Raw genomic sequence first — 26935 nt, 5'->3', positions numbered from 1 at the left:
CCTGTCAAAGCAATTAGAAAAGCGAAGCCAGCAGCAGACACCAAGGCGCCCACTGCTGGTATAGCTCTGATCAGTTAATCAGACCTACTTCCTTGTAGTACTTCAGGGCTCCCGGGTGCAGCGGTGCACTCAGGGCATCGCTAACCATCTCTGCTTTCTGCAGGTTGGCGAACGCAGGGTGCAAGCGTTTGAAGCTGTCAAAGTTCTCGAAAACGGCCTTGACCACCTCGTAAACCACATCGTCCGGAACCGAAGTGGAGGTCACAAACGTTGCGGCCACACCGAAGGTGGTCACATCTTCGTCATTACCGCGGTACATACCTCCGGGAATGGTGGCAACCCGGTAGTAAGGGTTGTCATCGACCAGACTCTGGGTTGCCTCGTTATCCACATTGACCAGCACGCTGTCACAGGATGTGGTGGCTTCCTTGATCGCTCCGGACGGGTGACCAACGGTGTAGAAGAATGCATCGATATTGCCGTCACACAGCGCCTGGGACTGCTCGGCCGCCTTCAGCTCAGCGGCCAGGGAGAACTTGTCCAGGCCCCAGCCCATCGCGTCCAACAGCACCTCGGCCGTAGCCCGCTGACCGGAGCCCGGGTTACCGACCGATACCCGCTTACCCGCCAGATCTTCAAAACTGTTGATGTTGGAGCCTTTGCTGGCAACGACGGTGAACGGCTCAGGGTGCAAGGAGAATACCGCCCGCAGATCCTTGTTGGCTCCGTCTTCCCCAAAGCTGCTGGTGCCGTTGTAGGCGTGGTATTGCCAGTCGGACTGGGCGACCGCCAGATCCAGCTCGCCCTGACGGATCGCATTGAGGTTGTACACCGAACCACCGGTGCTTTCCACCGAGCAGCGGATGCCGTGTTCCTTGCGATCCATGTTCACCAGGCGACAGATAGCACCACCGGCGGGGTAGTACACGCCGGTCACCCCGCCGGTACCAATTGTAACGAACCGCTGCTCCGCAGCCGTGGCCGTTGTCGAAGCCGCACCAATTCCAACAGCAGCTGCCATTGCTATAGCTGAGAAACTTTTTCGAAGTGCCATGAGCTCATCCTTTTTCTTCATCATTATCAACAACTACCTACAATGCGCTGCAGGCAGAATTCCGCTACACCTTAGAACATAGCCCAGTTTTTTCGGTAAATAAAGGGGCAATTTCCGAGCTAACCTTTTGAGCGGAAAACAAAAAAGCCCGTCGAGACGGGCTTTTTTGAGGTTGCTATCGGGCTATTTCGATGCCCGGGCTTTCTCCAGCATGCGCTCGGGACGCAACAGGAAACGGGCCAGCGCCGGCAACAGCCAAATTGCTCCCACCATGTTCCAGAGGAACATGAAGAACAACAGGAAGCCCATATCCGCCTGGAACTTGATCGGCGAGAAGATCCAGGTCACCACCCCGATACCCAGCGTGATACCGGTAAAGATAACCGCCTTACCAGTAGAGCGCAGGGTTTCGTAGTACGCCTCCTGAAGCGACTTGCCTTCCAGCAGGAACTTCTCCAACTTGGTGTAGATATAGATACCGTAGTCCACACCGATACCCACACCCAGCGCAATCACCGGCAGTGTCGCCACCTTAATGCCGATTCCGGAGACCGCCATGATCGCCTCACACAGGATGGAGGTAAGACCGAGCGGAACCACGATACACAACACCGCGCGGATCGAGCGGAAGGTCAGCAAGCAGAGGAAACTGACCACACCGTATACGAAGGCCAGCATCATGTTCTTGGCGCCGGAAATCACTTCGTTGGTAGCAGCCTCGACCCCGGCATTACCAGCCGCCAGCAGGAAGGTATGCTCATTATTGCTGTTGTCCGCCGCAAATTCCTCGACCGCGGCAACCACCGTGTTGAGGGTTTCCGCCTTGTGGTCTTCGAGGAACACCAGCACCGGCGTCAAACTGCAATCGGTATTGATCAGGCCAGCCGGGGCCTCGCGAATGGAGGCGTTGATGATGGTCTGGTTACGGGAAATCTCGAACCAGTTCCAATTGGCCTCGTTCAGTGCCTTGGTTACGATTTTGGAAACGTCCGCCAGCGAGACCGAGGACTGGACACCCGGGGTGTTCTGCAGCTCCCACTGCAACGAGTCCATCGCTCGAAGTACGTTGTACTGAGTACACTGTTCAGCCGGAGTCTTAACCATCACCACCAACACATCGGCACTGGTGGAGTAATTGTTGATGATGTAGGCGTTGTCCTGGTTATACACCGAGTCCTTACGCAGTTCCGGCGCGCCCTGATCCAGGTCGCCCACCTTCAGGCCTTGCTTGTAGTAAACCCCCAAGCCCAGACCCAAAATCGCGATCAGCACAGAGATCGGCGCCACCCCAGGATGGGCAAAGTAGGACATCACCCGCCACTTGCGATCCTGCTTCTCGCCATGATTCTGGACATGGCGAATACCACCCTTGGTGATACCGATGTAGGACATGATCAGCGGATGCAGAACCAGGTTGGTAATGATCACGATGGCCACCCCGAGACCCGCCGCCACGGCAAGATCCTTGATGACGTCCACCTCGATGAACAATAGCGTCAGGAAGCCGAAGGCATCCGAAATCAACGCCAGCATGCCGGGAATATACAGGGCCCGGAATGCCAGACGGGCTGCTGTGACAGGATCGAAGCCCTTGGCGGCTTCCAGAGCCATGGCGTTGACCACCTGAACCCCGTGACTGATGCCAATGGCGAATACCAGGAACGGCACCAGTACCGAATAGGGATCAAGTCCGTAGCCCAACAGGCGCAGTGCACCCAACTGCCAGAACACCGCCACGATGGAGGCGAACACCGGCACCAGGGTGCCCGAAACGCAACGGGAATAGCCAAACAGCAGCAGCGTGGTGAGGATAATGGTGATGCCTGCAAACCAGGCAATGGAACCAATGCCCTCGATCAGATCCCCCACTTTCTTGGCGAAGCCAACAATATGGATCTCCACATTGGCGTTTTGCTGTTCGTACTTGGCGCGGATCTTTGCTTCCAGCTCGCGAGAGAAGGTCGCGTAGTTGAGCGGTTCGCCGGTGTCCGGGTTTTTCTCATACAAAGGCGCATAGACGATGGTGGAACGGAAGTTGTCCGACACCAGGCGCCCCACTTCATTGGACCGCAAGACGTTTTGACGCAGGCTTTCCAGGCTCGCCGGCGAACCGTCATAGCCATCTGGAATGACCTTACCGCCCTGGAAACCCTGCTCGGTCACTTCCACCCAGCGGACATTTGGCGTCCACAGCGATTTGAGTCCAGATCGGTCGACGCCGTTCAGGTAGAACACCTCATCGGTGATCTGCTTGAGCGTCTCCATGTACTCCTTGTCGAATATGTCTCCTTCCTTGGCTTCGACCGCGATACGAACGAAGTTACCCAGGTTCTCCAGATCATTCCGGTGATTGAGCATATTGACAATGTAGGGATGCTCCAGCGGAATCATTCGCTCAAAACTGGCATCCGGCTGAATCTTGATGGCGTTGTAGCCGAGAAATAGCGTCAGGATCAGGAAGCCAAACAGGATCAAGGCCCTGTTATTGAAAATCAACCGCTCCAAAAATGGCTCCGCCTTTGGCGTAGTCAGGTAATGGTCACCCTTGTCATGCTTCGGGTTCGACATTAAATAGCCCCTCTTTGATTCGTTCTGTTCTGCCGCACCAGGGCGTGATTAAAGGTTCTTTCCGCGAGCGTCGGCGCGCTTGGCACCGCCCGCTCCGATGAGCAGGAGCCGGGTCTCCGACACCGGAATGACGCTCATCACGGCTTCGCGGTCAGTGCGGAAGTACTCACGGAAGTTCTCGGCACCATTACTGCTGACCAGCACTGCACCGCCATTGCCCACCAGGGTAATGCGACCGTCGTCGGCGACGGCACCGTCATTGAGCGTTGCCGTAGCGTTGCTGGGAACCATCTTCCAGGATTTTCCGAGATCGGTTGAGAGGAACACATTACCCCGCAGACCAAACACGAGGAGTTCGTTGACATGGCCGGTGCCAAGTACGCCAAACAGAGAGCCATCGTAAGGGGTGTCACGCAGCTCCCAGGTATCGCCATTGTCGACCGAGACATGAATCTGGCCAGCCTCGCCAACCACGGCCAGGGCTCCGCCGTTCACACGGGTGATGGCGTTGAGGTGATAGCCCGAGGGGTTTTCCAGGCGACCGGACCAGTCCTGCCAGCTTTCACCGCCATCCTGGGTGCGCAAGATCATGCCGTAGGCGCCCACCACGAAGCCGTGTTGCTGATTTTCGAACCACACGTCCAGCAACGGGTTTACCGGCCCGACTTCCAGGTCCGCGCGCATGTTCTCCAGGGAGAAGAACAGGTCATCCAGGGCCCATTCGAGATCGCCTTTTTCTTCCTCGGGCGCCTGCTCGATTTGCTCTTCCAGCTCGGCCGCTCGCGCTTCCTTGCCTGCGATCGCCAACTCGGCGGCAGCAACTCCGTCGAGTTGCAGGGCCCAGGTCGCGCCTGCGTCCTGGCTGTGCAGGACGACGCCGCTGTGCCCCACGACCCAGCCTTCGGTTGCAGTCGGGAACGAAATGCCGGTGAGCGTCACCGAGACCGGCACCTTACCCTGAGTCCAGCTCTGACCTTCGTTGTCGGAGAAAATGATGTGACCACGCTCACCGACCGCCACAATCCGGTCTCCGGCCTTGGCCGCATCCGTTAGCAGCTGGGAAGGAGCCAGAGAGGTTTCCCTGGCCGGTGTCTCGATAATGTCCGCAAGGGCAAAAGCCGCTGGACTGGCGGACGCCAAGGCTATGCCAAGGCAGGCCGATCCAAGGGTTTTGCACATTAAACCTGTAGCCATTCAGTGTGCCTATTTTTTTGAGTTGAAAGTGTCTCTGTGTTGGCCCAGCATCGAGCCGCCTATAACCAACGTAGACCGGCAGCCTGTCGGCTGCCGGTTATTTTTTTTATCCGCTATCCGCGACGGCGGATCATCGCGCCATCATCTTCCTCCCTAGCGCACGCTGCGGCGGCGCAACGAGGCGGGAGAGAAATAACGGCGATTGGGTACATCATTGGTGAAGACCCGAGTCCCGGGCTCTTCCGTGTCCAGCCCCTGAACATGGTAACGGCGCGCCTGCAGGTCGTGAAAAACATCCAGCGCAGTCCACACGCCAGGCAGTTCGTAGTAATTCTTGGCCATACCCATGGTGACTCGCCACAACTCACCACGGCCGTCAAACTGATCCACCAGCAGGGTGTTCCAGCTATCGGCGTCGACATAGAAGCGGCGTTTGCCATAAATGTGACGTTCGCCGGCTTTCAGGGTCGCTTCCACGATGTGTACACGGTGAAGCTCCCAGCGAGTCAGGTCCGGATTGAGGTGGGAGCCCCCCAGAATCTCGGAATACTCGCGACCCGACTCGCCCAACAGGTAGTTGTTATAAGGGACGTAGATCTCCCGCATCCCCTCGTAACGCCAGTTGTAGCGGTCCAGGGCACCGTTGAAGATATCGGTGTCGTCGGCGGTGCGCAGATTATCCGCTGCCGCAATGGGGGAATCATAGCCCAGGTTCGGCGCCCGACGTACTCGACGCTGCCCGGCGTTATAGCCCCAACCATTTCGCGGGTTAACGATCTGGTTCAGGGTTTCATGGATCAGGATGGCACCGCCAGCGAGGCGGGGCGGAGACTGGGTGAAGGACAGGTAGTAGAAGATCACGTTATCGAGATCCTCTTCGCCACCCTCGGGATTATAGAAATTGAAGAAGGCTTCCTGCTGGGAAGTCACCAGGGAGTAGTCACCGTTTGACTGCACGGCCACTTCACTGGCTCGGCGAGTGACCGACACCCCACGCCAGCGGGTCAGATGATTCCAGATTACCTGCCAGGCTTTCTCTTCGCTGTCGCCACTCAGAATCGGGAACGGATAGCCACCAAAGGCGCCATCAAGCCCCTCGCCGTCACCCACAATCGTGGCATTGACGGCATTCTTGCGGGTGTTTTCTGCCACCCATTGGGGCACCGCGTGGGTGCGCCGGGATTGGTAGACCGGTAGCCGGAACGTGGTGGGATACGTCTCCAGCATGGCGCGGACGCCCTCACTCAGCTGCTCGGCGTGCTCATTGGCGTTACTGGCGTTGATCGTCAACAGCGGCTGGTCATCGGGAAAAGGATTGATATGGTGCTGGCCGGAACCTTCATAGCCCGCCGGAGGCGTGGTCAAACCACCAGTCCACGCCGGTATGGTACCGGCGGCGTTACCCGCCTTCTCGGAGCCAAAGGGGGTCAGGTCCTTACCAAGCCGAGCCGCTTCGCTCGCGGAGACCGCCGCGAGTACGGGAGTGGCCGCCATGGACAGCGCAACCAGGCCACCCAGGAGGACGTTCTTATTGTATTTCATTGTTATTAACCTTAGCTGTGTCTGAAAGCCATGCTGGCCAACGTATTATTATGGGTCTTTTCAAAGTTACCAGACTAAACCAACGTCTTGCCAAGTCCATCGACCGAAAGTGCGATTTTGTTGTCGCGCCGTTGCACTGTGATTCGTCAACGGTTATTCACCAACCAGGCTCTTGTGCACCACTTCGTACACATCCCGGGACAAGCCGGTTTTTTCGCGCACCTGCTCCAGCGCCTGCTTCATGGCCTGGCCGTGACTGGCCGCGAACTTGCGCCATCGCGTCAACGGCATCACCAGACGCGCCGCAATCTGTGGATTGAGATCGTCCAGCTGGCAGACCTGCTCGGCCAGAAAGCGATACCCCGCCCCGTCCGGGCGGTGGAATTCCGACAGGTTTTGGCCGGCGTATACGCCGATAACGCTGCGCACCTTGTTCGGGTTCCGTAAATCGAACGCCGGATGCGTCATCAAGGCGCGAACTCGCTCCAGAGAACCCGCCTGAACACTGGCTGCCTGCACCGAGAACCACTGCTCCACGACTTGAGGATCCTGCTGCCAGCGTTGATAGAAATCGACCAGCACCTGCTCCCGTTCCTCGGCAAACTCCGAGTTGACCAGCGCCTTCATGGCCCCCAGGCCATCGGTCATATTGCTCGCTTCCCGGTATTGCGCCAAGGCCAGCTCGCAGGCTTCGTGATCATTGATGTGCAGCAACCAGGCCAGCGCGGTATTTCTCAGGCTACGGCGGGCTATGGCTTGCGGCGACAACTGGTAGGGGCCGTTGTCGGTGTTGCGACGGTAGCAATTGAGCAATTCGCTCCGCAGGGCGGTTGCCAGATATTCCAGCACCCGGGTGCGGGCCCGATGGATCGCCTGCACGTCCGGCTGAGCGGACAACTCGATCAGATAGGCTTCCGAGGGGAGCTGCAGCATCTTGGCCACCAACGCCTGATCAGGCTCGGTGTCCGCCAGCAGGTTCCGATAGGCGGTCAACAACCGGGAATCTATGTCTGCCTCCGGTTTTTCGATCAACTCCTGAATGATGTCCACGGCCAGGCGCTGACCTGCGTCCCAGCGGTTGAAACCGTCGCTGTCACCGCTGATCAGAAACATCAACTGGTCCCGTGTCCACGGATACACCACTCGCACCGGCGCGGAGAAACCTCTGAGCAACGACGGCACCGGCCGCTCGGCGATGCCGTGGAATTCGAAGCGATGTTCAGACTCAGTCAGCTCCAGCACCCGCTCAGTGGGCGCGTCGGACTCGTCCGCGGACAGCCGCAGGGGTAACGACTCGCCCAGGGCATCCAGCAAGCCCAGGGTGAACGGAAGGTGTTGCGGCTGCTTGCCACTCTGCCCCGGAGTGTCCGGAATCGACTGGGCCAGTGTCAGGCGGTAGGTTTGGGTGCTGGCTTCGTATTCGTCACGCACGGTGACCACCGGTGTGCCAGCCTGCTCATACCACAGTCGGAACTGCCGCAAATCCCGGCCGCTGGCGTCTTCCATCGCGGTCACAAAATCATCGGTGGTGACCGCCTGACCGTCATGGCGATCAAAGTAGAGATCACTGCCTTTGCGGAACAGTTCAGGCCCCAGCAAGGTATGAATCATCCGCACCACTTCCGCGCCTTTCTCGTAAATGGTCAGGGTGTAGAAGTTGGAAATCTCCATGTACGAGGCCGGACGTACCGGATGCGCCATGGGGCCGGCATCCTCGGCAAACTGAGAGGTCCGTAACAAGGTGGCGTCTTCAATCCGCTTGACTGTGGCAGATCCCATATCGGCAGAAAATTCTGCATCGCGGAAAACGGTGAACCCTTCCTTGAGACTGAGCTGAAACCAGTCCCGGCAGGTGACCCGGTTACCCGACCAATTGTGGAAATATTCGTGGGCGACGATGGCCTCTATGCGCTGAAATGCCAGGTCTGTCGCGGTATCCGGACTGGCCAGAACACAGGAGGAATTGAAGATATTCAGCCCCTTGTTCTCCATGGCGCCCATATTGAAGTCGTCCACCGCCACGATCATGAAAATATCCAGATCGTACTCCCTGCCATAGACCTCTTCGTCCCAGCGCATGGAACGCTTCAGTGAATCCAGGGCGTGATCGCACTTGCTGGCATTGCGCGGCTCGACGTAAATGCGCAGGTCAATGTCGCGCCCGGAACAGGTGGTGAAGCGATCGTTTTTCTCCACCAGATCACCGGCTACCAGGGCGAACAGGTAACAGGGCTTGGGAAACGGGTCCTCCCAGGTGACATAATGACGGCCGTTATCCAGATCTCCACGATCAACGTCGTTGCCGTTGGACAGCAGGATGGGATAGGCGGACTTGTCGGCCTCGATCCGGGTTCGGAACCGGGCCATGACATCCGGTCGGTCGGGGAAGAACGTAATGCTGCGGAACCCCTCCGCCTCGCATTGGGTACAGAACATGCCGGACGATTTGTACAGACCTTCCAACCGGGTATTGTTCTGGGGCTCGATCCAGGTCACCACATCCAGCGCGAAGCGGTCGGGAACACCTGGCACGACCAGTTTGTCGCCCTGGTCGTCATAGGCCGCCGCAGTCAGCGACTCGCCGTCGAGTCGCACGGCTTCCAGGTGCAGACGGTCGCCGTCCAGTTCCAGGGCATCGGCACGCCCCGGGAATTCCGGGTTGCGGCGTACCGCCAGCGTACTGTGCACGCGGGCACCCTCTTCAAACAGCTCGAATCGCAGGTCGACATGATCCACCAGAAACGCCGGTACCCGGTATTCACTCAGGTAAACAGTCCGTGGCTGATTTGTGCGCATCACATTCTCCAGAAGACAGGGGCGGCGGATACTCCGCCGCACGGATGACAGAGGGGACACTCACCGAGAGGAGCGATCAGGCAAGCACCTGGAATCGAACCTCATAGGCTGTGAATTTTCGAATATTGATCACTCCGGTATCCAGCATCAGATACTGACCCTTGATGCCCTGCAGGACACCGGTCACCGAAGGTGTTTTATCAAGGTTATGGCTTTTGACCTTGTCCGGCCAGACCTGCACCGGATAACTGAGACTCAGTCCGGCTTCGTCCACCTCGCGAATCGCCACCTCGCCATGGGCCTGGCGCAGCGCATCCAATTCCGGGCGAATCAGGTCAAGTAGACGATCCCGCTCTGCCGCCAGATCAAGCTCGGCCACACCGCCCTTGAGCATGGCCCGCCAATTGGTCCGATCCGCCACATGTTGCTTGCAGATCACCTCGACAAATCCCGCCAGCTGGCGAGTGGACACCCGCACTATCGGCAGTGCCGCCACCGCGCCCTGGTCAATCCAGCGGGTGGGAATCTGTGTGCCGCGGGTTATCCCTACCTTGAGCCCGGACGAGTTGGCGAGATAGACCACGTGCTCGATCATGCAGTGGGTTTCGCCCCACTCCGGCTCCCGGCAGGTGCCTTCGTGGTAGTGGCACTTCTCTGGACTGACGATGCAGCTGTCGCAAGCCGCCAGTTTACGGAAGCAGGGAAAGCAGTAACCCTGACCAAAACTTTTCTTGGTCTTGCGGTCGCAGTGAATACAGCGAATGACACCGTCGTAATCGATTTGGATCGCACGACCAATCAAGTCATTCAGCGGTAAACGGGTGTCGCCCACTTTCAGGGTATATTGTATCGGCTGGTCCGGCTCTGCCGGCATCTTCCGTAGTCGGCCGGTCACATCAACAACAGCAGTCAAACCACACCTCAGTTCAGGATACGAATGGGGGCTGCATCACTGTCCGGCCCGCAGCTACTGCCGTCGTTCTTGCTGCGGTCAAGGAAGCCAACCCGCTCCGCTTCCGGCACCTCTCGGGTGTTCTCATAATAGATGACCGCTTCCATGCAGATGGCCCGCTGTTCCTTGCTCAGCACCCGGCCATCCGGCCACTTGCCAAGTTCGACGGCCTGGCGCAGGCTGCGGTATACCGTCGGGTCCATTCGTGCAATCAGGTCTTCGTAAGTCATCACATTTTCCTGCTCGATTCCGGTTTTGTGAATTAAAACCAAAATTGGGGTTGACCAAACTAAATGATAACAATTATCATTATCTCACCAAATGACAACGGTCGTTAGCATTTGGTCTCTCTCATCAGGAGCTAATTCAGCTCATTTATGCCCCACCTTTTGGTGGGGCTTTTTTTATGCAGCAACGCCTCAAACGCGTCGCTGAGGGCGTGGCGGCCACAGCCCGGCCATTGCCAGACCTGCCACAAAACCGCCAAGGTGGGCCTCGTTGGCCATACGACCAATACCCAACCATTCTGGCAGAGGTGTAAACCCGATCGCCATCCAGACCACCGCCACAACAATGAGCGCGGGTGGAAACTGGAACCGGGGTAATCGACGCTGGCTCAGCCAACAATACCCAAGCACTCCATAGACGACGCCGGACAAGCCGCCAAACAACGGCCCGGAACTGAAATACTGCAGGCTGTTGGCGACCAGACTGGTGACCACGAACAGCACAAGCATGCGGCTGCGGCCGTCGAACCATTCCACCTGACTGCCGAGAAACCAGAGTATCACCGAATTAAAAATAACGTGGGGCCAGCTGAAATGCAGAAAATCCGGTGTCAACAGGCGCCAGATCTGCCCAGCCATCAAGGTATCGGACAGCGCCGCCACCCGCTCCGCCAGCGTCCCCCATCCATACAGCCGGGGGTCCACTATCATCAGAGAAGCAGACAACAAGCCGGAACCGAGACCGGTGGCCCAGGCAAGCACTACCGCAATCACAATCACACCGAGCACCAACGGCGCATGACGTGGGGACGGCTGCCACCGCCCTTCCCGGAACACCGGCGCGGCACCCTGTTGATTGATCTTGTCGCGCAATTGGGGCTCGTTCAAAAACCGGTTCAGGGCGTCCAGCACCGGCTCGGTGTAATCCGGGTTCTCCAGCCAGAGCACCTGGCAATCCCCTTCCGCGGTGATCCGGTGATTGACCCCCTGATGCCGCAGCCATTGGCTGAAGCCCGCCAGATTGATATCAGTATCGAGTTGCTTGATCCGGTACAAAACTACCTCGCGACACTGTCTTCGGTGTAGGGATCGTCGGTCTGCTCCGGCTTCTCCACTTCCACATAGACAAACTTGTCCTTTGACAGTTCGCGCTCATCGTCCATTCGATAAGCCACCAGCTTGCCGTATTTCACCGCGCTGTAGTCCAGGCAGGCGACGTTGGACCGGATGGGCGCAGGCATGCCCTCCATCCAGTAATGACCAACAAACACCGGGCGGTCGGTTTGCGGGTAGCAAATCAGCTGCTTGAGTTCAGCCGACACCAGCTCACGGTCCGCCACCGCTGCCGGCAGGGGGTCCGGCTGGAAGACCACGTCCTGGTATGTACGCGGTTTGTCCGCCCAGAATTTGGTGCGGAAGAATTCCCGGACATAGCCATCTTTACCGGTAATGGAAATACCTTCCGGCAGGCGCAGATCGGTGCCCCGCAGCAGGGTATCCATCACCTGACCGGCGAACGACTCGATGGCCGAGGAGGCATGCAGAAAATCCTCGTCGATGCAGGCGCCACCCTGGGCCTGATGGAACTGGCGGATCAACCGGTCATCCCAGCAGGCATGCACAACCCGGAAATGATCTTCCTCGATAAACAGCGGCAGGGTGTAGAACCATTCAAGAAAATCGGTCCATTCCTGTGGGTAGTGTTCGAACTGGTCCAGGGTCTCCTGGATCAGCCGGTCGTGGCGTGGGTTGTGATCCCGCAACCACTTCTTGCCACTGCCGGAACGCGCCCGGGTACAGTAGCCGAGCGCATTGTATTCGTGGTTGCCCATGACGATACGGGCCGAACCGTGCTCCACCATGTCCCGAACCAGGTGCAGAGCCTCGCGAATGCGGGGACCGCGATCGACGATGTCGCCCAGGAAAATGGCCTGACGCCGGTCATGCTGGTAGACCCCATTGATTTTCCGATAACCCATCTGTTCGAGCAACCGGATCAGGGTATGGGCGCACCCGTGCACATCACCGATGATGTCGTATCCGCGACTGGCGGAGGAGTGTTGTACTGCCATGATCAACTCGCTGCTATTTCGCTGGCCCATCCCAGTTTGTTCCGGCATGTGGCGTAGAAGTTATGGTCCGTCGGATGAATCAGGCGGATCTTAAAGGGCTTTTTGGTGATCCGGATGATGTCACCCGGAGCACACGCAATGTTCATCTGTCCGTCGAAACTGACTTGCGGATAAGCCTCGTTGGTCTCCCCGATGACCAGTTTGATTTCGCTCTTGCCATCGACAACGATTGGCCGGCTGCTGAGGGTATGGGGGAACATCGGCACCAGCACGATGGCGTCCAGTTTTGGGTGCATGATGGGACCACCCGCCGAGAGGGAGTAAGCGGTGGAACCGGTGGGGGTCGACACGATCAAACCGTCTGAGCGCTGGCTGTAGACGAAATGGCCATCTATGAACAGATCGAATCCGATCATACGGGTGGATTTACCCGGGTGCAGAACCACGTCGTTCAGTGCCGCACCAAAGCCCAGGGACTGGCCGTTGCGCTCGACACTGCCATCCAGCAGGAAACGCTTTTCCTCGATGTAATCGCCGGCCAGCACCTGACTGAGTCGCTCCTCCAGGTCTGACGGGGAAATGTCGGTGAGGAAGCCCAGCCGACCCCGGTTGACCCCTAGCAAGGGAACGTTGGATTTCGCCAGCTCACGGGCTGCCCCCAACAGGCTGCCATCGCCACCCACCACTATCACCAGGTCACAAATTTCGCCGATCAGCTTCTTGCTCGCTACCTGAAGGCCATGGCCGGGCAGCATGCTGGCGGTATCTTCCTCCATGATGACGTGATAGTTCTCTCTCATCAGATACTGCTTGAGCTGGCGCAGGGATTCGACAACCTTCACACTGCCCATCCGCCCGATCACGCCGATATTTCTGAATTGGTCCATGTAGAGTCCTGTGGGTGACATCGATTCCAGCCTCGGCGCCGAACGGAGGCTGCTGTTATCATCATCTTAACGAAAATCCGGGGATTTCTGAAAACCGTTGCCTCAACCCGTAGCCGGAGAATCGCACAAACAACATGCGCCTCGACAACGATCATTTCTGGCATACACCAGCCGTTCGCCATCTGGCATGGCTGTGCCGGGCGCCCACACTGATACGCCGCGGCCCGGTATTCCATGTTGGCAACTGGTTACCAGCAAAGACCCCTGAGCGCTTGAAGCGACTGGATCTGGCGCCCGAACCTCTGCTGAGTCACCTGGACAGCAGCCAGAGCCATCGATTGGGCCACTACTTCGAACAACTATACCATTTCCTGCTGGCCGACCTCCTGGGCTGGCCGGTGCTGCTGCGCAATCACGCCATCAGAAACGACCAGGGACGCACCCTGGGCGAGCTGGATTTCCTCGTCCGCAACCCCCATACCGGCGGGCTGGAACACCATGAGATCGCCGTCAAATTCTACTTGTCCCACGATGACGGCAATAGCCTGCTCTGGTACGGCCCCAACGCCCGTGACCGCCTGGACCTCAAGACCGACCGTATGCTGGAGCACCAGTGCACCATGACCGAACGTCCGGAAACCCTCAGGCAATTGCAGGAGCACGGTTTCCGGGAGCCGGTGGCGCCGGCGCTGGTGATGCTGGGCAATCTGTTCGCCCAGCCAGGCGCGAGCCCGCCGACCCTGCCCGGCTGGATCAACCCGGCCCATGACTTCGGATATTGGCTGCATCACAGCCAGCTGAAGGACTACGACACGTCCCAATGGACCCCTTTGCACAAGCCCCATTGGCTTGGCGCCTACCAGTCCCGACAGGCCCCGGACAGACGGCGGACGAAAGAAGCCCTGGCGGCCATCGCCGCCCAGCTCCGGCCGACGTTGTTCGCCCGCATGCAGCCTCGTCACGATGGCCTGGGGTATGAGGAGGTCAGTCGCTGGTTTGTGGTGCCGGACTCATGGCCAGGTTTGCCATGATCATCGAAGGGTGCCCCAGGTTCGCTGCCCTTAGCTCACGGGCCGGTGCGACTCGCAACGATCATCCCGCCCCGGCTGAAACTCGGACGGTTGGCTCACCCGCATGACAGGTTCGCCACAATCATCACCGTTCTCGTTCTGGTGCCGGCACACGGGATTTTCGTAGTGCTGTAGCCACTCCAAATAGGCGGGTTCGTTCAACCCACACTTGTCTGCGGCGTACGCGGTGGGGTTCTGGAAGTAAGCCTCGATATCTTCGTACGGCAGCGTCATATGGCCCATGCCGGCGTGGTAGGCCACGAGGAACACGGATTGCTCTTGCAGCTCCTTCAACACGGTCTGTTCCGGCGGCTCGCGGTTACGAAGCTCATGCAGCTCCTGCTCCAGAGCCACAATTTTTTCGTCGCGCATTTCCAGCTCACGCTGCTTCCGCTCCAATTGTTCCGCCAGCAACACGGCTTCGGCACTGCGGGTCTGGGTATCCTGCTCGGCGACTTCATTGCTATGGGCAAGCTGCTCCTGCAGGATCAGGTACTGCTCATTGCGCTCGGCCAACCGCTTCTTCAACTGCTCGTTACTCAACCGCAGCCGTTCATCTTTCTGTTCCAGTTCGGCGATTTCGTTCTGGGCCGCCTTCAGATCCAGCCGATGCTCCCGCCGGGTGTCGGCAAGGGCATCCCGGTGCACGCTCTGCAGCGTTTTGATTCGCAGCCGATGTTCCCGCAGCAGCTGCGCCAGGCGTGTCCGTTCGGCGTTCTGGTCTGGGGCCGCGGGAGGCGCCGCCGGCTCTGCCTGCAGCACCGGGATATCCACCTCCGGTACCACCTCAACCTTTTTCTGAAACTTCAGCGAATTCGCCTCAACCGCCTTGCGGATCGCGTTAAACTGATTCTGCCCCGGTGACATATCAGGGTCCCAGAGATCGTCCGCCACCCCTTTGGCCGGGCACTGACTGCGACACACCAGACGGATGGGACCGCCCCCAAGGTCCGGCCCCTTGGCGCCTGCCTTGGCCATCTCTTCAATGGGCAAATTCCAGTGACTGTCCGCTCGCCCTTCTTCATCGAAGTAGATGCGGAAAAACACCATGGCCTGAATCAACAGCTCATCACTGAGGGTGACGTAGACCGCCTTGACATCGGTATCCGCCAGGTCGGACAACCCCACATAGCCATCCAGGAAGGCACCGAACTCGGAATCCCGCATTTGACGGGAAACCTGGGCGCCACTCATGAAAAAGACCGCTGCATACCCTTCGCTTGCCTGGTCGGCAGAGCCCATTGCCTACTCCCAACAGAATCGTCGAAACCGGTCTGACGCCGGTTGTCTTTCACTGAACCTATGGCCGCCTGGTAAAGAGCAGACTTCCCGGCAAACACTTGCCACAGGGAAAGCCACTTGCCAGACAACTCGCCAAACTCGGGGATGGAGGCCGGTACCAGCGCGGCAGGTTGCCGGCCCTCCGGGGTTCAATACTACGCTGCCCCTATTCTGGCAGACAATTGGAAAAATGTTGCATTGGGAAAGTGTATTTTAGTAACTGGCACCAAGCAGCCTCTGAAAAACAAAAAACCCGGAAGGAACCATCGCTCCCCCGGGCTTTTCAGGGCGTTAACGCAAAGCTCGCCGACGCTGCCGTCAGATTTCCGCGGCCAGACGGCTGCCCTGATTGATGGCGCGCTTGGCATCAAGTTCCGCCGCGACATCCGCGCCACCTATCAGGTGGACTGGAACGCCGGCGTCCTGAAGCCCCTGTTGAAGCTCCCGCAGTGGCTCCTGACCGGCACAGATAACGATACTGTCCACATCGAGCACTCGCTCCTGTCCCTGCTCGGCGCCCTTCGGTGTAATCGTGATGTGAAGGCCCTGATCGTCGATCTTGCGATAGCTCACTCCGGGAACCATCTGAACGTCGCGGTGCTTGAGCGACGTACGATGAATCCAGCCCGTGGTTTTGCCGAGCCCCTTACCGACCTTGGACGCCTTACGCTGCAGCAAATAGATCTCGCGCGCCGTTTCCGGCAGCTGCGGGGCGACCCCGTTGACGCCCCCGCGGGCCGCTACGCTCAGATCCACCCCCCACTCCTTCATGAAGTGAGCCGTATCCAGCGACGGGGACGGCCCCTGGTGCGCCAGAAACTCCGACACATCGAAGCCGATGCCGCCGGCACCAATCACCGCGACCTTCTGGCCAACGGGCTTGCGGCCCAGGATCGCATCCAGATAGCCGATCACCTTGGGATGATCGATACCCTCGATCTCGGGAGTCCGTGGCGCCACACCGGTGGCCAACACCACCTCGTCAAAACCCGCGGCCAGCAGATCGTCGACATCCACCCGGGTATTCAGGCGAACATCCACGCCATGCTTTTCCAGCATCACCCGGAAATAACGCAGGGTTTCATAGAACTCCTCTTTGCCAGGAATGCGCTTGGCAACGTTGAACTGTCCGCCCACCTCACTACCAGCGTCGAACAGGGTGACCCGATGGCCGCGCTCCGCGGCAACGGTGGCAAACGCCAGACCGGCCGGTCCCGCACCCACTACGGCCAGGGACTTGGGCTGGGCAGTCTTGATGTAGGCCAGCTCCGTCTCGTGGCAGGCCCGGGGGTTCACCAGACAAGACGTCAGTTTGCCCTCGAAAGTATGATCCAGACAGGCCTGGTTGCAGCCAATGCAGGTATTGATCTCTTCCACCCGACCTTCGGCGGCCTTGTTCACCAACTCAGGGTCGGCCAGGAACGGCCGCGCCATGGAGACCATGTCGGCATGGCCCTCAGCCAGAATCTGCTCTGCCACGTCCGGCATGTTGATGCGATTGGTGGTGATTAACGGAACGCTGACTTCGCCTTTAAGACGCGCGGTCACTTCGCTGAAGGCACCACGGGGCACCGAGGTTGCAATCGTGGGCACCCGGGCCTCATGCCAGCCGATGCCGGTATTGATGATGGTGGCTCCGGCCTGCTCAATGGCCTTGCCCAGGTGAACCACTTCCTCCCAGGTGCTGCCGTTCTCAATCAGGTCCAGCATCGACAGGCGGTAGATGATGATGAATTCCTCACCGACCCGCTCACGGACCCGGCGAACAATGTCCAGCGGCAAGCGAATCCGGTTCTCATAACTGCCGCCCCAGCCGTCGGTCCGATGGTTGGTGTGGGAGACGATAAACTGGTTGATGAAGTAGCCTTCCGAGCCCATGATCTCGACACCGTCGTAGCCGGCGCGCTGGGCCAGTGCGGCGCAGTTCACGTAGTCGGAAATCTGCTTCTCGATGCCGGCCTCGTCCAACTCCTTGGGGGTAAAGGGGTTAATGGGGGCCTGGATCGCCGATGGCGCGACCAGCGTCGGCGCATAGGCGTAACGCCCAGCGTGCAGAATCTGCATGCAGATCTTGCCGCCCTCCTGGTGGACCGCCTCGGTGATCGCCCGATGCTGATCGGATTCGGCCTCGGTCTCCATCTTGGCGGCGTGCTGGAACACCGCGCCTTCTTCGTTGGGCGAGATACCACCGGTCACGATGAGGCCGACTCCACCGCGGGCGCGCTCCGCGTAGAACGCCGCCAAACGCTCGAAACCGTTGTTGGCTTCTTCCAGATTGGTGTGCATCGACCCCATCAGCACCCGGTTGCGCAGTTTGGTGAAGCCCAGATCCAGAGGCTCCAGCAGGTTCGGGTACTTGGTCAATCCGGGGGTTGGCTTGATCTCGCTCATCGTGTTCTCCACTTGCTGGGCCTGGCCCGTTATCGTTAGAGGAGATACGTTAACCCCGCATACTTGCCCCGCTCAATATCCTGAAATAACATTTTATTATCCAAATACGACTTGTCGGACAAGATGACTCCCAGCCTTCCCAACCCAAAACGCCGCAATACCCTGGGCGATATCAGCACCCTTTACGTTTCCGTGCTATTGCGGGCGGTACAGGCCGAAGGCCAGGACGCCAGCCTGCTGCAACAGCAGTTCGGTCTGGGTGACACACTGATGACCTCAGCGGACGCGCGAATCAGCATCCCGCGTTATATGCGCCTGGGGCACGCGGCCATCGAACTGACTGGAAATCCGGCCCTGGGCCTGACCATGGGCGCCATGACACGCGCTGTTGATGCCGGCAACGCCGGGTTTGCGGCGATGACTGCAGCCACCACGGGCCAGGCCCTGGCAACGCTGATCCGCTTCTCCCTGCTCAACAGCCGGAACAGCCGGGGCCACCCCAGCATGGACCTGGCCGACGCCCGGGCACAGTTTTATTCGATTCGCCCTTACAACGCCTTTAATTACTTTGTCGTGGATTCGGTGCTGGCCAGCTGGACTCAGCTGCTACGCGAACTCAGTGGGCAGCGCCGGGTGCTGGAACGGGTAACGATTGAATACCCTTCTCAAGGGCTGGAATCCACCTTCGAGACCTGGTTCGATTGCCCGGTGCTCTTTGGCGCCAGCGAGAATGCTCTCCAGCTGGCCCCAGGCATCAGTGCGCTGAGGTCGCTGCAAGCGCAGCCGGCAACTCACAGGCAGCGGATAGCGGAATGTGAACAGAGCTTGAAACGAATACGTGAGGGCTGGTCCATCAAGGACCGGGTGAAAGAGAAGCTGCCCCCACTGCTGGAGAGTGCGCCACCAACGTTGGGTGCGATTGCCGCAGAACTGGGGTTGACGCCCTGGACCTTGCAGCGGCAACTGGCGGAGCAGCACAGCGGATACCGCGAACTGCTTGATGAGACCCGGCGGGAACTGGCGTTGGATTACATTCGCGAAACCCACCTGTCACTGGCGGAAATCGCCTGGCTCTTGGGCTTTTCAGGGCCGGCAGCCTTTCACAAGGCCTATCGACGCTGGTTCAACACCCCACCCGGGGAGCACCGGCGCGCAGTCCGCCAAACCGGCTCAGAGTAAAGTCACTGCGGCCGTTTACAATTCCGTGGCGTCATCGGGCAGATCATCATCGTCGTATTCTTCGTTGCAACGCTCGATGAGCTCTTCTTCGTAGTCCAGCATCACGGAGATCCTCCTTGTGTCGCCATGGAGCCCGAATGGCTCGCCGGCATCAGACACTACCAAGACTATGACATCTGCATGACAATTCAATGACAACGCCCGACCGACAACACACGACCAGAACAGTTCAGGAGTTTTAATAACGAGAAGCTGATATGGGAATTTAGTACAGGAATGGGAACACGGGAAGAAGGAAAAAATGGCGGAGCGGACGGGACTCGAACCCGCGACCCCCGGCGTGACAGGCCGGTATTCTAACCAGCTGAACTACCGCTCCGCGCTGTGCTGCCACCTCTGCTACTGCAATCCGTCTGGATCGCAAGCCATCTGGCGATGACTGTTTGGTGACAACGAGGGCGCATTATAAAGCCGGCTCCCAAAGTGTCAACGTTTTTTAGCAACTTTCTTTAGAAAACTCACTTCGCGCTTTAGAAAACCCACTTCGCACTTTAATAACCCGGCTTCGCACCTCAAAAATCAGGCTTTGCAGAACCGAAATCCCTCCTCGCCCTCACCGCCAACGGTCGCCACCATCACATGGTGTCAACCATCGCATCCTTACCCTGTGCGGTCTTGCGATACTCGATTGGCGTCATCCCAGACCAACGCTTGAAGGCGCGGTAGAAGGTGCTGGGCTCAGAAAAGCCTGTCAGGTAGACAATCTCATCGATGGACTCGTCGGTGGTGGCCAGCAATTGCCTCGCCAGCCGGTAACGGAAGTCCGCCAGCACCTGGTTGAAGCTGGTTTCCGCTTCCGTCAGGCGGGTGCGCAAAGTTCGTGGCTTGATTTCCAACCGTTCGGCCACCGCGTCCAGCGTGACCTCGCCACTGTCCAGCAGCTCGGCAACGATACGCTCCACTTGCCCGACGATGTCCTTCTTTTCCAGCCGGGCCACTTGCTCGCTGGCGAAACGATCGTGCAGATCCAGCAGCTCCGGCTCGGCATGAGGCGAGGCGTAGGACAGCATTTCAACCGGGAAATACAGCCGATTCTCTTCGGCGCCAAACACCACGTCGCAACCCAGGGTATCGCGAACCTTAGAGTGGCCACCTTGCCGCTCATGCTCAAACTCAATACGGGAGGGGTGGAAGCGGTTATCGGTGATGGACTTGAAGGAAGTCACCATGCCTTGCACGAAACATTCGTTGAAATGCCTGAGCCGTCGGACCTCCTCGGATGCGGTATCCAGTACCAGGCAGGCTTCGTCGCCCTCAATCAGGAATGCCGTGTTGGCTGCGTCGCTCAACAGACGTTGGTAGTTCAAGGCCCTCCGTAGCCCCTCACCAAAGGTGGGACTGCTCAGAAAAAGATATTCCAGCACCTGGCCCTTATAAGGCGGCAGTAACTGACCCAGCGTCAGACCGACATCCGGATCGCCGGAAACATCTTCAACAACCTGCCAAAAATACAGCTGCGCGTTGTGCGGTGTTCGAAGTTGCTCGGTGTATACGTATTCCTCATCCACACCCAGCCGGGTAAATATGGCATCCGTATCAATTCCCTGTTTCTTCATCGCCTCGTAAATCAGGCGCAACATCACACCCGCATCGCGAAGTTCCTGCATATTATCCCGCTTGTAGTTGTTATGGAGTCTCTGTCATCCTCTGGAGCGCCTTTACGTGGCCTTAGCCCGTAAGCGCCGGCGATCCCGCAGGAAAACCCTTGCCCCCTGCCAGGCGCTACAGCGAGCGCCTGGCAGGTTTAGAGCGTCTTTCCGACGCGTCGCCAGAGGCTTGTCTGGTCGTGCTCAGAGGCTCCTTGGTTAAATCGTTTGGCCTTTCCGACTCTGGGGTCAGTACGCCAAGTCATTGCCCAGTAAAAACGAGTTTGCCAGACTCAGGCGCTTTCACAAGTATCTTAGCGCATATCAGGCCACATTCGCACAGTTGTACCAGATTTCCAATGCTTCTCAACCCAGGAGACGGGACAGGATGACAAACACCTACACCTTCAAGAACCAACCACCAGGGCTGTGGCCGATGTACAGCCGGGCCGTCATGCCAAAATCCGGCCCAACCGGCGGCAAGGCGCTACCCGCCCTGACCGCGGATCTGATTGGCGTCGCCACCAACAACGCCAACCTGGCACGCTACACCGCGGTCTGCGGCTTCGCCCCCCATACTTCCGTACCGCTCACCTGGCCCCACATTCTGGCGTTCCCGCTGCAGTTGAAACTGTTAACGGATAAACAGTTCCCGCTGCCACTGCTTGGTTTGGTGCACCTGCGCAACCGAATCACCCAGTATCGCCCCATTGGCGTGGGAGAGCGCCTGGATATTCATGTTCGGCTTGATGGCGAAAACCACACCAGTCGCGGATTGGAGTTCGATCTGGTTACCGAAGCCCGTTCGGGCGGCACCCTGGTGTGGGAAGAAGTGAGCACCAACCTGTTCCGCCAGGCCTCAGCCGGGGCCGCTCGGAAACCGGCAGACAAGAAACCGGAGCTGGAGCGCTACCCCAACACCCTGAGCGTCTCTGCTGCGGAAAATCTGGGACGCCGCTATGGCAAGGTCTCGGGCGATCTTAATCTGATTCACCTTCACGCCCTGACCGCCAAGGCCTTCGGCTTCCCAAGAGCCATCGCCCATGGTATGTGGAGCAAGGCCCACGCGGTGGCGCAACTGGAACAACAACCGGGCTGGCAGAAAGGGCCGGTCACCGTGACCTGTAACTTCAAGAAGCCGTTCTTTTTGCCGGGGAATGCGCAACTGAATTGGCGCCAGGCGGAAGGCCAGTGGGACTACCAGCTGCTGGACAGCCAAGGCAACGCTCCGCACCTGAGCGGCGAGATCATTTGGCTGAAGGATTAAAGCTTAAGGAACACCGGGGCCTCTCTCACGAGGCCCCTGAGACCGCCCGCGCGCTGTTGACGGCCAACGGGAGGGTGAAAAAGAAGCGTGCTCCGCCCTGGGCGGGACGCTCAAAGCCGATATCGCCCCCCTGGGCCTGAATCAGCGAGCGACACATCGGCAAGCCAATGCCCATGCCATCGGGCTTGGTGGTAAAAAACGGCAGGAACAGCTGATCCTCGGCGTCTTCCGGCAGACCGATACCGTGATCGGTGACCTCCACTCGAACACACCCTTGCCCGGTCAATCTGGCGGAGACCATGACCGGTTGCGATGACCCCGCGGCGCGGGTCGCTTCCAGCGCATTGCGGATCAGGTTGAGGGCAACCTGTTGGACCTGGACCGGATCAGCGGACACCTCCGGCACCGGTTCTTCGACCTCAATCTCAATACCGCCTTCGTTGTTGCGCACGTCCACCTCGGCAAACTGACGGGTGTCCTCCAGCAGGGTGGCAATGGACACCACCTCTTTTCCGGTCACCGGTTTCTTAACAAACTGGCGAATGCGCCTTATGACCTCGCTGGCCCGATGGGACTGCGCTTCAATTTTTGCCAGAGTTTCCTGCAACAAGACCTCATCCGCATGCTCGCCGGACATAATGCGATTGGCAACACGGGCGTAGTTTGTGATGGCGGTCAGGGGTTGGTTAACTTCATGGGCAAAGCCGGCAGCCATCTCCCCCACCACGGTGAGGCGGGACGCGTGCGCCAGTTGCTCGCGCTGCTGGGACACCAGTTCGCGGGCCGACTCAAGTTCCCGCTCGCGCTCCAGTTCGTCGGAAATATCCCGGAACACCACGACGGCTCCCAACAGCGCTTCGCGTTCCAGCTTGGGCGATGAGCGATATTCTGCGCGGAACCGGGAACCATCGGCTCGCAACATCTCGATGCCACGACGATGCTCCGGCACCCCCAGGTCGCAGGTCGCCTTCACCGGAACGTCTCCATTCTGCAAGACCTCCGGGCACTGGCAATCGTAACCGAAATGCAGCTTGAAGAAGTTGCGCCCCACCAGCGCTTCGGCGCTGCTGCCGGCAATCTGCTCCGCGGCGGGATTGGCAAAGATGATGTCGCCAGAGGCATCGAGGCCATAGATGCCTTCACTGATGGCATTGAGAATCCGGCTCTGATCATTTTCCAGTTGACGATTGCGTTGTTGCAGTTCGCGTTCCAGGCGGATGACCCGGGCGTGGGTGCCTACCCGGGCGATCACCTCCTGGGCCTGGAACGGCTTGGAGATATAATCCGCCCCGCCCAGGCTGAAGCCCTTGACCTTGGCGTCCACATCGTCCAGCGCCGACAGGAAAACCACGGCGCAGTCGGCCGTGGCGGGATGGGCTTTCAGGCGCTGGCACACCTGGTAACCATCCAGTTCTGGCATCATGATATCCAGCAGAATGACTTCCGGCTTGTCCCGCCGGGCCAGGGTTAGCGCCTTGGCACCGTCATTGGCGATCAGCAGCCGATAGCCCTTGTCCTTCAAGGTCTCGTACAGCACCTTGAGGTTTTGGGGGTTGTCATCGACCAGCAGCACTGTCGCACCTGTGCTGGCACTCACCTGTTCACTCATAAAACCACAACCAGTCGAGAAGATGGACGCATCATGACGGCGAATTCAGCCGACGTCGATACGGTCCTTTACGGACAGCACCATTCGGACCAGGTGCGCCAGCGAATGGGTGCCCATCTTGTGCATGACCCGGGAACGATGGATTTCCACCGTGCGCTGGCTGATCTCCAGCTCAATGGCGATGACCTTGTTGGCTTGCCCGGCGATCATTCGCGCCATGATTTCCGATTCTCGTGGCGTTAGAGTCTTAACCCGGCGCAGAATTTCCTGCTGCTCGCCAAGCGTCTGGCGCTGCTCCCGGTCTTGCGTCAGCGCCGCCTCGATTTTCTCCAGCAAGGCTTCTTCCCGGTAAGGCTTCTGGATGAAATCCACCGCCCCCTCTTTCATGGCATCCACCGCCATGGGTACGTCGCCATGCCCGGTGACAAAGATGATCGGCAATAGCGCGTGCAGTTCATTCAGTTTTTTCTGCAACTCCATGCCGTCCATACCTGGCATTCGGATGTCCAGCACGATGCAACCAGCCATGTCCTCCGAGTAATCCGCCAGAAAGGCCGCTGCCCCCTCGTAAGTAGCCACCGCCTTACCATCCGATTTCAGAAGCAGCTCCAGCGAGTCCCGGACCGCCTCGTCGTCTTCCACCACGTATACGATTTGCTGGATGTCGCTCATGGATTTGTCTCCAATTATTGAGTTCCGTCGGGTGTGTCTGATACCCGGGCTCGCTAGTGAACCGTTGATTCTTTGCTGTCATGAACGGCGGCCTGCTCCTGCCGCTCATGCTCCCGCAACTTGTCCAGCCGCTGCTGGATGGCGCCGTAGACGGAATTCTTCGGGAAGCGCCCCTTTTTGTCCGGCTCCCCCGCCTGTCTGCCCATCAACAGGGCGACCGCATCCTCGACAGTCGATACCGCATAAACCGAAAACCGCCGTTCCCGAACCGCCTGCAGCACCTCTTTGTCGAGCATCAGGTTTTGCACATTGGCAGCGGGCAGAATCACACCCTGCGTCGATACGCTCTGTATCAGCTGGCAGGTTTGATAGAACCCTTCCACCTTCTCATTCGCGCCACCGATTGGCTGTACCTGCCCAAACTGGTTGACCGACCCGGTCATCGCCAGGTCCTGCCTTATCGGAATCCCGGAAATCGCCGAGATCAACGCGCACAGTTCCGCCAGCGAGGCACTGTCGCCATCCACCTCACCGTAGTTCTGCTCAAAGGTGATGCTGGCTGACAAATGCATGGGGTCGGTTACCGCAAATCGGGAGGCCAGCCAGGCGCTGAGGATCATGACGCCCTTGGAGTGAATATTCCCCCCCAGTTTGACGTCCCGCTCAATGTCGATGACATCGCCACCGCCGTAATAGGTGGTGGCGGTAATGCGGTTGGGTAAGCCAAATTCGAAGCCGCCGGTGGACACCACCGACAGCGCATTGATCTGCCCGACCTGCTTGCCGGTGGTGGAGATCAGGGTGCTGCCGTCCCGCAATGACTCGTAAAACTGGTCCCGGATCCGGCTGCTGCGATACCGGGCGCTGGCCAGGGCCTGTTCCACATGTTCCGCTCCGATCATGGTGCCGCCCGCCTGCCGGGCCCAATAGTCTGATTCCCGGAGCAGGTTGGCAATATCCGCGGCATGTAGAGACAACCGGTCCTGATGTTCGGCCATCCGGGAACTGTGTTCAATGATCCGCCCCACCGCCCGGCGATCACAGTGCAGCAGCTGCTTGTCGATGGACAGGCTGGCAATGAACTTGGCATACAACAGCTGGCTATCCGCGGTGCGGTCCATCTCGTTCTCGAAGTCCGCCGTGACCCGGAACAGCTCGGAAAACTCGGGATCGTACTCCTGCAGCAGCATCCAGGTTTCCCGATCGCCGAACAAAACAATCTTCACGTCCAACGGGATCGGTTCCGGCTCCAGCGAGATGGTGCCGGACAGCGTCATTTCCCGTTCCAGGGAGTTGATCTGCATGGAGCGGGCGCGCAACGACCGCTTCAACCCGTCCCAGACAAATGGCTGCTCAAGCACCTTGATGGCATCCATCAACAGGTAGCCACCGTTGGCCCGATGCAGGCTGCCGGGGCGAACCAGGGAAAAATCGGTGAACACCGAACCCTTGAAGGTGACGTTCTCCACATAGCCAAACAGGTTGTGATAGGTGGGATTGTCCTCCACCACCACAGGCACTTCATTGGTCTTCTGATGCACCAGCAGGTTCACCAGATAGCGCCGTGGCAACTTCTTGTCCAGAGACGCATAGGCAATGGCCGCCTGCTCGTCGTTCTCTTCCAGGAAGATGTCGAGATTGTCAGCCAAATCCTCCCGCACCGACTCCAGGTAACGTACCACGTCTTCAAGATCCCGATACTTCTCGATCAGTTCATCGAGCTGGTGACCGGAGATGCTATTCAGGGTCTCCTGATTGAGCGCATGCTGTCGTTCGGCGTACTCCTGTTCCCAATCGGCCACCTTGCGCAACACCTGACGCAGCTTTTTCTCGAGCTTGTCGATCTGCTCCTCGAACTTATCGCGCTTGTCCTCAGGCAGTGCCGCAAAGCTCTCAGCGGTATGGGGCTCTTCACCGTTCATCGCCACCAACCGATAACCGCCCGGTGTGGTGACGGTCAGGCTGATATTGTGACGACGAGCCTGACTGGCGACCTTTTCCAGCGCCTCTTCCTGCTTCTTACCAAACTCGTCCTTCAGCTGTTCCGCCCGCTCCAGAAAAGCATCACTGTCGAACGTCTGGGGCACCATTTTCATCAACCGCCCCATCAGCCGCTCCATATCCTGGCGCAATTGATTACCCCGCCCCGGCGGCAATTTCAGAACCCGGGGAACCCTTGGCTCTTCAAAATTGGCGACATAGCACCAGTCGTGGCATTGCTGCCGGGTATCCACATGGTGCTCCAGGTAGCGCAGCATCATGGTGCGCTTACCAAGCCCGTTCCTGCCCACGGCATAAACGTTATAGCCGCCATGGGGCATGGCCAGGGCAAAGCGGACCGCTTCCTGGGCACGGTTTTGGCCTACGATTTCCGCCAACGGTTCAAGCTGGCGAGTGGATCGAAACGGAAATTCTTTAAGTACGCAGGCTTTGTAAAGCTGATGCAGGGACAATGCCTTCAAGGTGCGGTCCTGTTTGGAGCGTTGGTTGGTTAATCAGGAAGTCTCGAACAACTCCCTAAAGAATAG

Annotated in this window: 19 protein-coding genes and 1 tRNA gene; 3 read left to right on the top strand and 17 right to left on the bottom strand. The window is 58.7% G+C overall.

All coding sequences use genetic code 11. From position 1 onward, the window contains the following. Positions 1-70: 70 nt before the first annotated feature. The 10 genes from N6L25_RS14620 to N6L25_RS14575 form a co-directional block, all read right to left on the bottom strand. Positions 71-1054: a TAXI family TRAP transporter solute-binding subunit gene (locus N6L25_RS14620; RefSeq protein WP_271981686.1), complete on the bottom strand. Its 984-nt coding sequence runs from the start codon at positions 1052-1054 to the stop codon at positions 71-73. Between the two features lie 183 nt (positions 1055-1237). Then, positions 1238-3622: an efflux RND transporter permease subunit gene (locus N6L25_RS14615; protein ID WP_271981684.1), complete on the bottom strand. Its 2385-nt coding sequence runs from the start codon at positions 3620-3622 to the stop codon at positions 1238-1240. Between the two features lie 48 nt (positions 3623-3670). Beyond that, positions 3671-4816, bottom strand: a complete 1146-nt coding sequence (locus tag N6L25_RS14610) for a WD40/YVTN/BNR-like repeat-containing protein (RefSeq protein ID WP_271981682.1) — start codon at positions 4814-4816, stop codon at positions 3671-3673. A gap of 153 nt (positions 4817-4969) precedes the next feature. Further along, a complete protein-coding gene (locus N6L25_RS14605; protein WP_271981680.1) occupies positions 4970-6358 on the bottom strand; it encodes a DUF1329 domain-containing protein in 1389 nt (462 codons plus the stop codon). Between the two features lie 153 nt (positions 6359-6511). Continuing rightward, the gene (gene pepN / locus N6L25_RS14600; RefSeq protein ID WP_271981678.1) at positions 6512-9154 is read right to left on the bottom strand and encodes an aminopeptidase N; all 2643 of its coding nucleotides are present in this window, start codon (positions 9152-9154) and stop codon (positions 6512-6514) included. A 76-nt stretch (positions 9155-9230) separates the two neighbouring features. Continuing rightward, the gene (locus N6L25_RS14595) at positions 9231-10028 is read right to left on the bottom strand and encodes a DUF2797 domain-containing protein (protein ID WP_442915255.1); all 798 of its coding nucleotides are present in this window, start codon (positions 10026-10028) and stop codon (positions 9231-9233) included. Positions 10029-10075: 47 nt separating this feature from the next. Next, positions 10076-10336, bottom strand: coding sequence for a YeaC family protein (locus N6L25_RS14590; protein WP_271981674.1), 261 nt, complete (start codon positions 10334-10336; stop codon positions 10076-10078). Positions 10337-10525: 189 nt separating this feature from the next. Further along, positions 10526-11389, bottom strand: coding sequence for a rhomboid family intramembrane serine protease (locus tag N6L25_RS14585; RefSeq protein ID WP_271981672.1), 864 nt, complete (start codon positions 11387-11389; stop codon positions 10526-10528). A gap of 2 nt (positions 11390-11391) precedes the next feature. Further along, positions 11392-12405, bottom strand: a complete 1014-nt coding sequence (locus N6L25_RS14580) for a metallophosphoesterase (RefSeq protein ID WP_271981670.1) — start codon at positions 12403-12405, stop codon at positions 11392-11394. A 2-nt stretch (positions 12406-12407) separates the two neighbouring features. Next, positions 12408-13292: an NAD(+) kinase gene (locus tag N6L25_RS14575; RefSeq protein WP_271981668.1), complete on the bottom strand. Its 885-nt coding sequence runs from the start codon at positions 13290-13292 to the stop codon at positions 12408-12410. Between the two features lie 134 nt (positions 13293-13426). On the opposite strand from N6L25_RS14575, the gene N6L25_RS14570 reads away from it, so the two are divergent. Beyond that, on the top strand, positions 13427-14323 hold the full coding sequence (locus N6L25_RS14570) for a DUF1853 family protein (protein WP_271981666.1): 897 nt from the start codon (positions 13427-13429) through the stop codon (positions 14321-14323). Between the two features lie 30 nt (positions 14324-14353). Here the strand turns inward: N6L25_RS14570 and N6L25_RS14565 are convergent, their stop codons facing one another. Together N6L25_RS14565 and N6L25_RS14560 are read right to left on the bottom strand one after the other, a co-directional pair. Next, positions 14354-15604, bottom strand: coding sequence for a DNA repair protein (locus tag N6L25_RS14565; RefSeq protein WP_271981664.1), 1251 nt, complete (start codon positions 15602-15604; stop codon positions 14354-14356). Positions 15605-15961: 357 nt separating this feature from the next. Then, positions 15962-18034 (bottom strand): oxidoreductase, encoded by a 2073-nt coding sequence (locus N6L25_RS14560; protein ID WP_271981662.1) that lies wholly within the window; start codon positions 18032-18034, stop codon positions 15962-15964. Positions 18035-18157: 123 nt separating this feature from the next. On the opposite strand from N6L25_RS14560, the gene N6L25_RS14555 reads away from it, so the two are divergent. After that, entirely contained in the window at positions 18158-19213 is a 1056-nt protein-coding gene (locus tag N6L25_RS14555; RefSeq protein ID WP_271981660.1) for an AraC family transcriptional regulator, read from the top strand. Positions 19214-19515: 302 nt separating this feature from the next. On the opposite strand, the gene N6L25_RS14550 is transcribed toward N6L25_RS14555, so the two are convergent. Together N6L25_RS14550 and N6L25_RS14545 are read right to left on the bottom strand one after the other, a co-directional pair. Then, a tRNA-Asp gene (locus tag N6L25_RS14550) sits at positions 19516-19592 on the bottom strand. Between the two features lie 256 nt (positions 19593-19848). Continuing rightward, positions 19849-20880, bottom strand: a complete 1032-nt coding sequence (locus N6L25_RS14545) for an AraC family transcriptional regulator (RefSeq protein ID WP_271981658.1) — start codon at positions 20878-20880, stop codon at positions 19849-19851. A gap of 367 nt (positions 20881-21247) precedes the next feature. On the opposite strand from N6L25_RS14545, the gene N6L25_RS14540 reads away from it, so the two are divergent. Continuing rightward, positions 21248-22126 (top strand): MaoC/PaaZ C-terminal domain-containing protein, encoded by an 879-nt coding sequence (locus N6L25_RS14540; protein ID WP_271981656.1) that lies wholly within the window; start codon positions 21248-21250, stop codon positions 22124-22126. Between the two features lie 25 nt (positions 22127-22151). Here the strand turns inward: N6L25_RS14540 and N6L25_RS14535 are convergent, their stop codons facing one another. Genes N6L25_RS14535 through N6L25_RS14525 form a run of 3 tightly spaced genes read right to left on the bottom strand, consistent with a single transcriptional unit; the run spans position 22152 to position 26869 of the window. Beyond that, entirely contained in the window at positions 22152-23735 is a 1584-nt protein-coding gene (locus N6L25_RS14535) for an ATP-binding response regulator (protein WP_271981654.1), read from the bottom strand. Positions 23736-23780: 45 nt separating this feature from the next. After that, positions 23781-24407 carry a response regulator FixJ gene (fixJ, locus tag N6L25_RS14530; RefSeq protein WP_271981652.1) on the bottom strand — a complete coding sequence of 209 codons (627 nt, stop codon included), beginning with the start codon at positions 24405-24407 and terminating at the stop codon, positions 23781-23783. A gap of 53 nt (positions 24408-24460) precedes the next feature. Further along, positions 24461-26869, bottom strand: a complete 2409-nt coding sequence (locus tag N6L25_RS14525; protein WP_271981650.1) for a Lon protease family protein — start codon at positions 26867-26869, stop codon at positions 24461-24463. Between the last annotated feature and the right edge of the window lie 66 nt (positions 26870-26935).

Origin of the sequence: Marinobacter sp. SS21, assembly GCF_028369065.1 — a bacterium.
GTDB lineage: Bacteria > Pseudomonadota > Gammaproteobacteria > Pseudomonadales > Oleiphilaceae > Marinobacter.
This window is presented reverse-complemented; position numbering and strand designations above follow the sequence as displayed.

Excerpts from the sequence above, each read along its gene's own strand:
- N6L25_RS14620 (WP_271981686.1), bottom strand. The coding sequence starts at position 1,054 with ATGGCACTTCGAAAAAGTTTCTCAGCTATAGCAATGGCAGCTGCTGTT.
- N6L25_RS14615 (WP_271981684.1), bottom strand. The coding sequence starts at position 3,622 with ATGTCGAACCCGAAGCATGACAAGGGTGACCATTACCTGACTACGCCA.
- N6L25_RS14610 (WP_271981682.1), bottom strand. The coding sequence starts at position 4,816 with ATGGCTACAGGTTTAATGTGCAAAACCCTTGGATCGGCCTGCCTTGGC.
- N6L25_RS14605 (WP_271981680.1), bottom strand. The coding sequence starts at position 6,358 with ATGAAATACAATAAGAACGTCCTCCTGGGTGGCCTGGTTGCGCTGTCC.
- pepN (WP_271981678.1), bottom strand. The coding sequence starts at position 9,154 with ATGCGCACAAATCAGCCACGGACTGTTTACCTGAGTGAATACCGGGTA.
- N6L25_RS14595 (WP_442915255.1), bottom strand. The coding sequence starts at position 10,028 with ATGCCGGCAGAGCCGGACCAGCCGATACAATATACCCTGAAAGTGGGC.
- N6L25_RS14590 (WP_271981674.1), bottom strand. The coding sequence starts at position 10,336 with ATGACTTACGAAGACCTGATTGCACGAATGGACCCGACGGTATACCGC.
- N6L25_RS14580 (WP_271981670.1), bottom strand. The coding sequence starts at position 12,405 with ATGGCAGTACAACACTCCTCCGCCAGTCGCGGATACGACATCATCGGT.
- N6L25_RS14575 (WP_271981668.1), bottom strand. The coding sequence starts at position 13,292 with ATGGACCAATTCAGAAATATCGGCGTGATCGGGCGGATGGGCAGTGTG.
- N6L25_RS14570 (WP_271981666.1), top strand. The coding sequence starts at position 13,427 with ATGCGCCTCGACAACGATCATTTCTGGCATACACCAGCCGTTCGCCAT.
- N6L25_RS14565 (WP_271981664.1), bottom strand. The coding sequence starts at position 15,604 with ATGGGCTCTGCCGACCAGGCAAGCGAAGGGTATGCAGCGGTCTTTTTC.
- N6L25_RS14560 (WP_271981662.1), bottom strand. The coding sequence starts at position 18,034 with ATGAGCGAGATCAAGCCAACCCCCGGATTGACCAAGTACCCGAACCTG.
- N6L25_RS14555 (WP_271981660.1), top strand. The coding sequence starts at position 18,158 with ATGACTCCCAGCCTTCCCAACCCAAAACGCCGCAATACCCTGGGCGAT.
- N6L25_RS14545 (WP_271981658.1), bottom strand. The coding sequence starts at position 20,880 with ATGCAGGAACTTCGCGATGCGGGTGTGATGTTGCGCCTGATTTACGAG.
- N6L25_RS14540 (WP_271981656.1), top strand. The coding sequence starts at position 21,248 with ATGACAAACACCTACACCTTCAAGAACCAACCACCAGGGCTGTGGCCG.
- N6L25_RS14535 (WP_271981654.1), bottom strand. The coding sequence starts at position 23,735 with ATGAGTGAACAGGTGAGTGCCAGCACAGGTGCGACAGTGCTGCTGGTC.
- fixJ (WP_271981652.1), bottom strand. The coding sequence starts at position 24,407 with ATGAGCGACATCCAGCAAATCGTATACGTGGTGGAAGACGACGAGGCG.